At 76.9% G+C, this 11,473-nt stretch carries 11 protein-coding genes; 6 read left to right on the top strand and 5 right to left on the bottom strand.

The window, feature by feature from the left end; genetic code table 11:
* Window positions 1–127: 127 nt before the first annotated feature.
* The 3 genes from ACI8AX_RS23350 to ACI8AX_RS23340 are packed head-to-tail and all read right to left on the bottom strand — an operon-like array spanning window position 128 to window position 2,546.
* Window positions 128–1,330 (bottom strand): M20 metallopeptidase family protein, encoded by a 1,203-nt coding sequence (locus ACI8AX_RS23350; RefSeq protein WP_456552264.1) that lies wholly within the window; start codon window positions 1,328–1,330, stop codon window positions 128–130.
* 17 nt (window positions 1,331–1,347) lie between these two features.
* Complete coding sequence (locus tag ACI8AX_RS23345; protein ID WP_456552263.1) at window positions 1,348–1,860, bottom strand: pirin family protein; 513 nt, start codon at window positions 1,858–1,860, stop codon at window positions 1,348–1,350.
* Window positions 1,857–2,546, bottom strand: coding sequence for a phosphatase PAP2 family protein (locus ACI8AX_RS23340; RefSeq protein WP_456552265.1), 690 nt, complete (start codon window positions 2,544–2,546; stop codon window positions 1,857–1,859). The genes ACI8AX_RS23345 and ACI8AX_RS23340 overlap by 4 nt, the downstream gene beginning before the upstream one ends.
* 51 nt (window positions 2,547–2,597) lie before the next feature.
* On the opposite strand from ACI8AX_RS23340, the gene ACI8AX_RS23335 reads away from it, so the two are divergent.
* The 6 genes from ACI8AX_RS23335 (at window position 2,598) to ACI8AX_RS23310 (ending at window position 9,271) form a co-directional block, all read left to right on the top strand.
* Window positions 2,598–3,785, top strand: a complete 1,188-nt coding sequence (locus tag ACI8AX_RS23335) for a PucR family transcriptional regulator (protein ID WP_456552262.1) — start codon at window positions 2,598–2,600, stop codon at window positions 3,783–3,785.
* 198 nt (window positions 3,786–3,983) lie between these two features.
* Window positions 3,984–5,186 (top strand): acyltransferase domain-containing protein, encoded by a 1,203-nt coding sequence (locus tag ACI8AX_RS23330; RefSeq protein WP_456552261.1) that lies wholly within the window; start codon window positions 3,984–3,986, stop codon window positions 5,184–5,186.
* A complete protein-coding gene (locus ACI8AX_RS23325) occupies window positions 5,183–6,151 on the top strand; it encodes a beta-ketoacyl-ACP synthase III (RefSeq protein WP_456552260.1) in 969 nt (322 codons plus the stop codon). The genes ACI8AX_RS23330 and ACI8AX_RS23325 overlap by 4 nt, the downstream gene beginning before the upstream one ends.
* Window positions 6,152–6,236: 85 nt before the next feature.
* A complete protein-coding gene (locus ACI8AX_RS23320) occupies window positions 6,237–6,476 on the top strand; it encodes an acyl carrier protein (protein ID WP_456547539.1) in 240 nt (79 codons plus the stop codon).
* A gap of 49 nt (window positions 6,477–6,525) precedes the next feature.
* Window positions 6,526–7,764 carry a beta-ketoacyl-[acyl-carrier-protein] synthase family protein gene (locus ACI8AX_RS23315; protein ID WP_456552259.1) on the top strand — a complete coding sequence of 413 codons (1,239 nt, stop codon included), beginning with the start codon at window positions 6,526–6,528 and terminating at the stop codon, window positions 7,762–7,764.
* Window positions 7,765–7,858: 94 nt separating this feature from the next.
* The gene (locus ACI8AX_RS23310; protein WP_456552258.1) at window positions 7,859–9,271 is read left to right on the top strand and encodes an acyl-CoA carboxylase subunit beta; all 1,413 of its coding nucleotides are present in this window, start codon (window positions 7,859–7,861) and stop codon (window positions 9,269–9,271) included.
* 217 nt (window positions 9,272–9,488) lie between these two features.
* Here ACI8AX_RS23310 and ACI8AX_RS23305 read toward each other — a convergent pair whose 3' ends face one another.
* Complete coding sequence (locus ACI8AX_RS23305; protein WP_409330396.1) at window positions 9,489–9,989, bottom strand: DUF3145 domain-containing protein; 501 nt, start codon at window positions 9,987–9,989, stop codon at window positions 9,489–9,491.
* Between the two features lie 321 nt (window positions 9,990–10,310).
* Window positions 10,311–11,318, bottom strand: coding sequence for a diguanylate cyclase domain-containing protein (locus tag ACI8AX_RS23300; protein WP_456552257.1), 1,008 nt, complete (start codon window positions 11,316–11,318; stop codon window positions 10,311–10,313).
* Window positions 11,319–11,473 lie beyond the last annotated feature (155 nt).

Raw genomic sequence — 11,473 nt, 5'->3', positions numbered from 1 at the left:
CGGCGCGCCCCCCCCCCCCCCGCCCCCCCCCCCCCCCCCCCCCCCCCCCCCCCCCCCCCCCCCCCCCCCCCCCCCCCCCCCCCCCCCCCCCCCCCCCCCCCCCCCCCCCCCCCCCCCCCCCCCCCCACTAGGGGGCCAGGGCCCGGAGGGCCATCAGCGCGTAGAGCGCGGCTCCGGCCGGGAGGGGCGCCTCGTCGAACACGGCCAGGTTCGAGTGGTTCGGCGGCGCCTCGTCGGGGTCGACGCCGGCCGGCCGGGCGCCGATCCACGCCATCGCGCCGGGCACCCGCTCGAGCACGTAGGAGAAGTCCTCGGCGCCCATCATCGGCTCGGCCAGCGGCGGCGCGTTGTCCGGCCCGAGCAGCTCGGCGGCGGTGGCGGCCACCTGCGCGGCGACCCCGGCGTCGTTGGCGGTCACCGGGTAGCCGGGCTCGTGCACGAACTCGGCCGGCATGTCGTGCGCAGCGGCGACGAGCTCGGCGACCCGGCGCACGGAGGCGACGACGTCGGCGCGCCGGCCGGCCGACAGCGTGCGGATCGTGCCCTCCAGGAAGGCGCTGTCGGGGATCACGTTGTTGGTCGACCCGGCGGCGATGTGCGCGACCGTGACGACGGCGGGGTCGGTGACCGGCACGCGGCGGGTGACCATCGCCTGCAGCGCCAGCACGATCTCCGCCGCCACCGGGATCGGGTCGGCGGCGCGCGCCGGCTCGGAGGCGTGCCCGCCGCGGCCGTGCAGCGTCAGCCGCCACTGGTCGGCGGCGGCCATGATCGGGCCGGGGCGCACGTGCACGGTGCCGCTGGGCAGGGTCGACGACGAGTGCAGGGCGAACGCTCCGGACACCGGCGCCTCCGGGACGACGTCGAGCAGCCCCTCCTCGAGCATGTACCGGGCGCCGTGGAAGCCCTCCTCCCCCGGTTGCACCATGAACACGACCTGCCCGGCGATCTCGTCGCGGCGCTCGGCCAGCAGCCGGGCGGCGCCGAGCAGCATCGCCACGTGGGTGTCGTGCCCGCAGGCGTGCATCACGCCGGGCACCTCGGAGGCGAAGGGCAGCCCGGTGTCCTCCTGCACCGGTAGGGCGTCCATGTCACCGCGCAGCAGGTAGGTCGGGCCGGGCCGGGCGCCGCGCAGGACGCCGACCACCGACGACGTGCTGCGGCCCGTGGTCAGCTCGACCGGCAGCCCGCCGAGCGCCTCCAGGACGGTGGCCTGCGTCCGCGGCAGGTGCAGGCCGATCTCGGGCTGGCGGTGCAGGCGGCGGCGCAGGTCGACCGTGCGGTCGGCGTCGGCCTCGGCGGCGGCGAGCAGGTCGGCGGGAGTCGACATGCCCGTCACTCTGCCCGTCAGGCGTCGGCCCATGCGGGGCGGCCGGCGTCGAGCTGCCAGACCACGACCGGGCCGCCGTCCGGCCCGCCCACCCCCGCCGGCTCGGTGCCCACGGCCAGCCGCAGCCCCTCCGGTGCCGGTCCATCGCCGACCCACAGCCGCGCGTCGGGCCGGCCGAGGTCCACCCAGCCCGCGGCCGCCCGGACCACCTCGTGCGCCGGCGGGGCGTCCGGGTCGGCCGTGCGCAGGTAGCACTGCAGCACCCGCGCGCCGCCGTCCCCGGCGACCTCGTCGTGCGCCAGCCCGGCCCCCGCCCGCAGGACGGCGACGTCGCCGGCACCCAGCTCCGCGCCGCCGCCCCACCGGTGCCGCAGCGAGCCGGCCAGGACGACGGCGACGACGTCGACCGCGCGGTGCGCGTGCACCCCGTAGCCCGCGCCGGGGCCGAGCCGGTCGTCGGCCACCCGCAGCAGCGGCCCCAGCGACCCGTCGGCGTTCTCCACCAGCACCCGCGACTCCAGCGCGCTCACCGCTCCTCCTCCTCCCGCGCGGGCAGGGCGGCCGGGCCGCCGGGCAGCCCGCCGAGCACCAGCGCCACGCCCGTCGTCCAGGCCACCCCCAGCGACCAGCCCCCGACGACGTCGGACAGGAAGTGCACGCCCAGCCACATCCGGGTCAGCCCGACGAGGACGACCAGCGCTCCCCCGGCGGCCACCAGCGCCCGCCGGCCGCCGGCGCGCAGCCGCGGCCAGGCCAGCACGAGCACGACCGTGACCAGCGTCGCGACGCCCGACGAGTGCCCGCTCGGGTAGCTGAGGCTGCCGTACTCCAGGCCGCCGTCCTCGAACGCGGGGCGGGCCCGGCCGGCGAGCTCCTTGAGCCCGGTCGTCAGCGGGCTCACGAGGGCGGCCGCGGCGACGACCCACAGCACCGTCCGCCACCGCCGCCGCTGCGCCAGCCACAGCACCACGGGCAGGAGCACCAGCGCGCGGAACCAGGCCGTGCCGGGCGCGGTCAGCGTCGCCAGCAGCACGTCGAGCGCCGCCGGCCGGTCGTCCCCGGCGTAGAGGGCGGTGCTGACGGCGTCGTCCAGCCGGACCTGCGCGTCGAGGTCGGTGAGCACGCCGACCCCCAGCGCGACGAGCACCGCGAGTCCGGCGACGACGGCGCCGAGCGCACGCCGCCGGGTCCGCAGCGGGACGTCGGAGGTGGTCATCTGCACCGCCCCACTCTCCCCGAGCCCTCGGTGCGTGACACGCTGGCCGGCGTGGACGACCGCGCCGCAGCGCCCTCGGCGCCCTGGCCCTCGGCCGGGACCCTGCGCCGCCTCGAGCGGGCCTCGGGCGCCATCGCCACGCAGGCGGTCGCGCGGATGGACGAGCAGCTGCCCTGGTTCCGCACCATGCCGGCCGACCAGCGCTCGTGGGTGATGCTGGTGGCGCAGGCCGGCATCGCGTCGCTCGTCGAGTGGTGCCGCGACCCCGACCGGCCGCCGCGGCTCACCGGCGAGGTGTTCGGCGCCGCCCCGCGCGAGCTGGTGCGGGCGGTGCCGCTGAAGCAGACCGTGGACCTGGTCAAGCTCACCGTCGAGGTGCTCGACGACCACGTGCGCGACGTGGCGGAGGCCGGGGACGCCGACGCGCTGCGGATGGCCGTGCTCCGGTTCAGCCGCGAGGTCGCCTTCGCCACCGCGCACGTCTACGCGACCTTCGCCGAGGACCGCGGCGCCTGGGACGCGCGGCTGGAGGCGCTGGTCGTCGACGCCCTGGTCCGCGGGGAGCGCTCGGAGGAGCTGCCCGGGCGGGCCGCCGCCCTCGGCTGGTCGGTGACCACGCCGGTGACGGTCCTGGTCGGCGCCGCGCCGGTGGACCGGGACGCGCACGCGGGGGCCCGCCGCGCGGCGCGCTCGATGCGCAGCGAGGTCCTGGTCGGGGTGCACGCCGAGCAGCTCGTCGTCGTCCTCGGTGGCGCCGAGGACCTGTCCGCGGTCGCCGAGCGGGTCGCCGACGAGTTCGGGCCCGGCCCGGTGGTCGTCGGGGTGTTGTTGGTGGTGCGGGGGGGGGGGGGGGGGGGGGCGCCGGGGGGGGGGGGGGGGGGGGGGGCGGCGCCGGCGTGGCGGGGGGCGCGGCGGCGGGGCGCGGCCGACGCGCTGCTCCCCGAGCGCGCGCTGGACGGCGACCCGCTGGCCCGGGCCGCGCTGGAGGAGCGCGTCGCGCTGCCGCTGCAGGCCGCCGGCGGCGAGGTGCTGGAGACCGTGGGGGCGGTGCTCGCCGGCGGCGGCAACCTGGAGGCCAGTGCCCGCGCCCTCTTCGTGCACCCGAACACCGTCCGCTACCGCCTCAAGCGGGCCGCCGAGCTCACCGGCTACTGGGCGACCGACCCCCGCGGCAGCTGGACGCTGCAGGTCGCCCTCGCCCTGTCGCGGCTCGGGGGCGAGCGCTCCCTCTGGCACTGACGGCCCCTCTGCAGGGGCTCGCCGCGAGCTCGGGAGTGGTGGGGAACACAGGGGGCCTTTGCGGGTCCCCACCACTGGGCACCGGCTCACGGGGCCTGTCGGGGCGCGGTCTCTGTAGGAACCCTCCAAAAGGCACCGGTGTGCTTTCGTTCCGCTCCCCACCCGCACCGGCGGCCCGCGCCTGACAGGGTGGAGGACGTGCTGGCCGTCCTCGCCCCCGGACAGGGTGCGCAGAAGCCCGGGATGCTGACCGAGTGGCTCGCGCTCCCCGGCGCCGAGTCCTTCTTCCGCTGGGCCGGCGCCGTCGCCGACGCCGACCTCCTCACCCTCGGGACCACCGGGGACGCCGAGGCGATCAAGGACACCGCGGTCACCCAGCCGCTGGTCGTGGCGATGAGCCTGTTCGTCGCCCGCGAGCTGGGCGGGCTGCCCGGGCCGGTGCGGCACTCCCCGCAGGCTGGCCGGGACGTCGTCATCACCGGCCACAGCGTCGGCGAGCTGACCGCCGCGGCGCTGGCCGGCGTGCTGAGCGTCGAGGCCGCGATCGCGCTGACCGCCGTCCGCGGCCGGGCGATGGCCGCCGCCTGCGCGCTCACCCCGACCGGCATGTCGGCCGTCCTCGGCGGGGACCCCGACGAGCTGTCCGCCGCCCTCGACCGGCACGGCCTGGTCGCGGCCAACCTCAACGGCGGCGGGCAGACCGTCGTCGCCGGCCCGCTCGAGGGGCTGGCCGCGCTCAAGGACGCCCCTCCCGCGAAGGCCCGGGTGCTGCCGCTGCCGGTCGCCGGCGCGTTCCACACCGGGTACATGGCCCCGGCGCGCGAGCAGCTGGAGGGCCTGGTCGGCGGCCTGACCCCGGCCGACCCCAGCCGGCTGCTGCTGAGCAACGCCGACGGCGCCGCGGTGACCACCGGCGCCGAGGCGCTGTCCCGGCTGGTCAGCCAGGTGACCAGCCCGGTGCGCTTCGACGCGTGCCTGGCCACCATGCGCCAGCTCGGCGTCACCGCCGCCATCGAGCTCCCGCCGGCCGGGGCCCTGGCGGGCCTGGCCAAGCGCGAGTGGAAGGGCGCCGGCATCGAGGTGCTCGCCGTCAGCGGCCCGGCCGACCTCGACCGCGCCCGCGAGCTCATCGAGGCCGAGCGGGGGCGGGCCGAGGCCCAGTACGCGCCCGACTGGCGGGTCGTCGTCGCCCCCGCGCGGGGCACCGTGGCCCCGGCCGAGATCGCCGAGGGCACCCACGTCCCGGCCGGCGCCCCGCTGGGCTGCATCCGCAGCCGCCGCGAAGAGGTCGGGGTGTCCGCCGGGTACGCCGGCGTCCTGGCCGAGTGGCTGGTGCACGACGGCGACCTGGTCGACGCCGGTGACCCGATCGCCCGTCTCTACCCGGAGGTGCCGGCATGACGACCATCCAGCTGAAGACGGGCGCCCCCGGCGCGCGGATCCTCGGGTTCGGCGGCTACCGCCCCCGGCGGCGGGTCACCAACGACGAGCTCGCCCAGGTGATGGACACCAACGACGAGTGGATCCAGAGCCGGGTCGGCATCGCCGAGCGCCGCTGGGCGTCGGAGGACGAGACGCTGGTCGAGATGGCCGTCGCCGCCGGCGGCAAGGCGCTGGCCGCCAGCGGCCTGGCGCCCGACGAGGTCGACATGGTCGTCCTGGCCAGCGCCAGCCTGCGGCACCCCATCCCCGGCATCGGCCCGCAGGTCGCCCACCGGCTGGGCATCCGGCGGCCCGGGGCCTTCGACCTCAACGCCGGGTGCGCCGGCTTCTGCTACTCGCTGGAGGTGGCGAGCAACGCCATCCGCGCCGGCGCGGCCCGCAACGTGCTGGTCGTCGGCGCCGAGCGGCTCACCGACGTCACGGACCTCTCCGACCGCGCCACCGCGGTGATCTTCGCCGACGGCGCGGGGGCGGCCGTGGTCGGCGCCTCCGACGAGCCGGGGATCGGGCCGGTCGCCTGGGGCAGCGACGGCGACCAGGCCTCGGCGATCGAGATCGTCGCCGGGAAGGGCACGATGGTTATGGCCGGCCAGGCCGTGTACCGCTGGGCCACGACCCGGCTGACCGCCACCCTCGAGGAGGCGATGGCCGCCGCCGGCGTCACCGTCGACGACATCGACGTCTTCGCGCCGCACCAGGCGAACCTGCGCATCGTGGAGTCGATGCACAAGCGGCTGGGCTTCCCGGAGAAGACGGTCGTCGCCCGCGACATCGTGCGGACCGGGAACACCTCCGCTGCCTCGATCCCGCTGGCGCTGGAGGCGCTGCTCGAGTCGGGCGAGGCGAAGAGCGGTGACCTGGCGCTGGTGCTCGGGTACGGCGCCGGGCTCACCTTCGCCGGCCAGGTGCTGCGCCTGCCCTAGGCGCCACCCCCCAGACCCCCGGGCCCCCCGGGCCGGCACCGGGACCGCCCCGGGCCGACGCACGAACGAGAGAGAGGACCTCAGCGTGAGCGAGGACATCCAGGCTGGTCTTGCCGAGATCCTGGAGGAGGTCGCCGGGGTCTCCCCCGCCGACGCCACCCCCGAGAAGTCGTTCACCGAGGACCTCGACGTCGACTCGCTGTCGATGGTCGAGATCGCCACCGAGGTCGAGAACAAGTTCGGCGTGGCCATCCCCGACGACGAGCTCGCCAACATCAAGACCGTCGGCGACGCCATCACCTACATCCAGAACAACCGCGGCTGAGCCGGTCCCCGGCCGCCCGGTCCCGCACGCGCTCCCAGGAGGACCCGTCATGAGCACGAACGACGACGTCGTCGTCACCGGCCTCGGCGCCACCACGCCGCTCGGTGGGGACGTCGCCAGCACCTGGGACGCGCTGCTGGCCGGGCGGTCCGGGGTCAGCCGGATCACCGACGACTGGATCACCGAGTTCCCGGCCCAGCTCGCCGCCCGGATGGCCGAGGACCCGGCGGGGAAGCTCGACCGCGTCCGGGCCCGGCGCCTGGACCGCAGCCAGCAGGCCGCGGTCGTCGCCGCCCAGGAGGCGTGGGACGCCTCCGGCGCCGCCGACGCCGGGGTCGCCCCCGAGCGGATCGCCGTCGTCTTCGGCACCGGGATCGGCGGGGCGCTGACCCTGCTCGGCCAGGACGACGTCCTGGAGGAGAAGGGGCCCAAGCGGGTCTCCCCCTTCACCATCCCGATGCTCATGCCCAACGGGCCCGCCGCGGCCGTCGGTCTGGCCGTCGGCGCCAAGGGCGGCGTGCACGCGCCGGTCAGCGCCTGCGCGTCGGGCGCCGAGGCGATCCGCTGGGGCCTGGACCTCCTCCGGTTCGACCGCGCCGACGTGGTGCTGGTCGGCGGCGCCGAGGCCGTCGTCCACCCGCTGCCGATGGCCGGCTTCGCCGCCATGCGGGCGATGTCGACCCGCAACGACGAGCCCGAGCGGGCCTCGCGGCCCTTCGACAAGGGCCGTGACGGCTTCGTCCTCGGCGAGGGCGCCGCCGCGCTGGTGCTGGAGCGGGGCGACGCCGCCCGCGCCCGGGGCGCCACGATCCACGCCCGGGTGGCCGGCGCCGGTGCCACCGCCGACGGCTACGACCTCGTCGCGCCGCACCCGGAGGGCGAGGGCGCCGCCCGCGCGATCTCCGCGGCCCTGCGCGACGCCGGCCTGTCCGCCACCGACGTCGGGCACGTCAACGCCCACGCCACCTCGACCCCCGTCGGCGACACCGCCGAGGCCGCGGCCATCCGCGACGCGCTCGGCGACCACGTGCTGGTCACCGCGACCAAGAGCCAGACCGGGCACCTGCTCGGCGCGGCCGGCGCGCTGGAGTCGGTGTTCACCGTCCTGGCGCTGCGCGACCAGGTCGTGCCCGCCACCGCCAACCTCGACGACCCGGACGACGACGCGGCCGTCCAGGCGCTCGACATCGTCCGCCGCGAGCCGCGGCGCGCCCAGCTCACCGCCGCGGTCAACGACTCGTTCGGCTTCGGCGGCCACAACATCGCGCTGGTGTTCACCACCGCCTGACGAAGGACCCCGTCCCCCTCACCCCTCGCAGGCTCGGGGCGAGCCTCTGGACGGGGCCGCGAACCGCTCGAACGAAGCCTCCTGGGGGGACCCCGTGACGACGCTCTCCGCCGCTCCGACCCTGACCGTCCCCGACCCGCGTGACCCGCAGGACCGGCTGGCCCGGTTCTTCGACGAGGGGTCGATGACCCTGCTGGCCGCCCGCGACACCTCCGGCGCCATGGCCGCGCGCGGCACCGTGGCCGGCAGCCCGGCGGTCGCCTTCTGCACCGACGCCACCGTGATGGGCGGGGCGATGGGGCTGGACGGCTGCCGGCACATCGTCGACGCCATCGACACCGCCCTGCGCGAGCGGGTGCCGGTCGTCGGCATCTGGCACTCCGGCGGCGCCCGGTTGGCCGAGGGCGTCACGGCGCTGCACGCGGTGGGCGAGGTCTTCGCCGCGATGGTGCGCGCCTCCGGCCGGGTCCCGCAGATCTCGGTGGTGCTCGGGCCCGCCGCCGGCGGCGCCGCCTACGGCCCCGCGCTCACCGACCTGGTCATCATGGGTCCGGCCGGGCGGGTGTTCGTGACCGGCCCGGACGTCGTCCGCTCGGTGACCGGGGAGGACGTCGACCAGGAGACGCTCGGCGGCCCCGACACCCACGGCCGGCGCAGCGGCGTCGTGCACGTGGTCACCGACACCGAGCCGGCCGCGCTGGCCACCGCGCGGCAGGCCGTCGACCTGCTGGCCCGGCAGGGCGGCTTCGCCCCCGCCGAGGACGAGCCCGACGTCGACCTCGCGGCCCTGCTCCCGGAGCAGAAGCAGCGGGCGTACGACGTCAAGCCGCTGATCTCCGCGGTGCTCGACGAGCCGGGGCTGGAGCTGCACCCGCGCTGGGCGCCCAACGTCGTGACCGTCCTGGGCCGGCTGGCCGGACGCACGGTCGGCGTCATCGCCAACAACCCGCTGCGGCTGGGCGGCTGCCTGGACTCCGCGTCGGCGGAGAAGGCCGCCCGCTTCGTGCGGATGTGCGACGCCTTCGGGGTGCCGCTGGTGGTGCTGGTCGACGTCCCCGGCTACCTGCCCGGGGTCGGGCAGGAGTGGGACGGCGTCGTGCGCCGCGGCGCCAAGCTGCTGCACGCCTTCGCCGAGGCGGTCGTCCCGCGGGTGACGCTGGTGACCCGCAAGTCCTACGGCGGGGCCTACATCGCGATGAACTCCCGCTCGCTGGGCGCGACCACCGTGTTCGCCTGGCCGGGCGCCGAGGTCGCGGTCATGGGCGCCAAGGCCGCCGTCGGCATCCTGCACCGCAAGAAGCTCGCCGCCGTCCCGCCCGCCGAGCGGGAGGCCCTGCACGCCGAGCTGGCCGCCGAGCACGAGCGGATCGCCGGCGGGGTCAACCGGGCGCTGGAGATCGGTGTCGTGGACGAGGTCGTGGAGCCCGCCCACACCCGCCGGCGGCTGGTCCGCGCGCTGGCCGAGGCCCGGCCCGGCCGCGGCGCCCACGGCAACATCCCGCTGTAGCAGGCCGAGCGCACGGGCACTGCGGGCTCGGGGACCGTTCGCGCTCGGGAACGGTCCCCGAGCGCACGACGCTCGTGTCCGTCGGGCCCGGAACGCAGAAGACCGCCCGGGCGCCGCTTCCCCGACGACGCCCGGACGATCTGTCCGCGAGCCTACGACGGCGGGGCCGGTGCCCTCAGCCCGTCGCGACCGGATCGTGACCCGGTGGGCCGCCCGCTCAGACCACCTGGTGCAGCCAGGTGATCGGGCTGCCGTCGCCGGCGTGGCGGTAGACCTCGAGGTCGGCGTCCCAGGCCGCGCCCAGGAGCTGGTCGACCCCGTGGCGGAACGCCTCGGCCGAGGTCGCCGTGGCCGCGAGGTGCCGCAGCTGCTGCTCGGTGACGATCAGGTCGCCGTTGGCGCTGGTCGGCGCGCGGAAGACCCCGTGCCCGGGCACGTAGGACATGCGCTCGCCGTCGTTGCCGTGGCTGGCCTCCTCGGTCACCTCGAAGCGCAGCATCGGCCACGCGCGCAGCGCGGCGACCAGCTTGGCGCCCGTCCCGGGAGAACCGGTCCAGGCCACCTCGGCACGGTAGGAACCGTGCGCCGCGGGCTGGTCGGCCCACGACAGGGAGACCGGCGCGCCGATGACGCGCTCGAGCGCCCACTCGACGTGCTGGCACAGCGCCTTCGGGCACGCGTGCACGAAGACGACACCCTGGGTAGACCGTCGCTGCACGGGGTACCTCCATCGACTCGATCGGTCTCGTCTTCCCCAACGGACGATCGATTCGGTGACAGGCTGTGTTCAGCGAGCGGAGACTCAGGGCCTCCCGACCAGTGTGCACGATGGCCCCCGGGTCGCGCCAGCCCGGATGGGGCGGATGCGTCACATGTGACTGTTCGTGACGGTGGCGCACACTCTTCGCAGGTCAGCGGCCATAGCACGGGCGGTGCACGCCCGTCCACCGGGTCGTCCCTGGGCTCGTGACGAGCACGGTCGCACCCTCACGGCGTGTTGCCGAGACGACACGCCGTGTGGTGCACGGTCCCGAGGCTGTCACGCAGGGTGACGAACCCTCGGATCCTGCCCGCCGGCGAGGGTGTCGGCGGCCCCGACCCGGTCCCCGCCCGCCGACTTCGCCCGGTACATGGCCTGGTCGGCCCGCAGCAGCACCTCGTGGTCGTCGTCCCCGGCGCGCACCACGGTGAGCCCGACGCTGCCGGTCACGCCGACCTCCGCGCCGGCACGCGCCACGCCGTCGCGGATCCGCTCGGCCAGCGCGGCGGCGTCCCCGGCCCCGGCGACGCCGGCCAGGACCGCGAACTCGTCGCCGCCGAGCCGCGCGACCGTGTCGGTCTCGCGCACCGCTGCGCCCAGCGCCCCGGTCACCGTGCGCAGCACCGCGTCGCCGGCCGCGTGGCCGTCCCGGTCGTTCACGGCCTTGAAGCCGTCCAGGTCGACCAGGCACACCACCGTCCGTCCCGCGGCGTCCCCGATCGCGGCGTGCAGGCGGTCCAGGAAGGCCCGCCGGTTCAGGCAGCCGGTCAGCGGGTCGGTGGCGGCCAGGGTCTCGTGCGTGCGCAGCAGCAGCATCTGCCGGTCGTGGGACTCCCACACGTTGGCCGACGCGAGGGCGCACAGCATGGTGAAGGTCGCCATGACGACGGCGACGAACAGGCCGGCCGTCCGGGGCTCGGGGAGGACGTCGACCACGAGGTAGGCCAGGACCATGAAACCGCCCATGCACACCACACCGGCGGGCTGGAAGGCGGCGGACATGAACCCGAGCGTGAGGAAGAGCAGGCAGATCAGCGGGCTGTCGGCGCCGCCGTCGACGCGGGTGCCGATGACGACCAGGACGGTCGTGGCCGCGCTCCAGGCGTAGAACAGCGCCGGGCCACGCGCGTCACGCATCATCTCGGCCAGCGGCAGGAGGAACAGCAGCGGGGCGCCGGCGATGGCCAGGCCCGCGGCGACGAGCAGCGCCGGGTGCAGGTGTCCCGCCGTGGGGGTCAGCACGGCGTAGCCCAGGGCAGCGGCACCGCCCACTTCGGTGAGCAGCACGCCCAGGCGCACGTGGTGGACCCAGTAGGCGACGCGGTCGTCGTCCTCGGCCAGCGGCCGGTACAGCCGCGGGGGGGGGGGGGGGGGGGGGCGGGGCCGGGGGGGGGGGGGGGGCGGGGGGGGGGGGGCGGGGGGGGGCCGGGCGGGTGGTGCGC

The organism is Blastococcus sp. SYSU D00813 (assembly GCF_054050735.1).
Note: the sequence above shows the minus strand (reverse complement) of the source record. Positions and strands in the feature narration are given on the sequence as shown.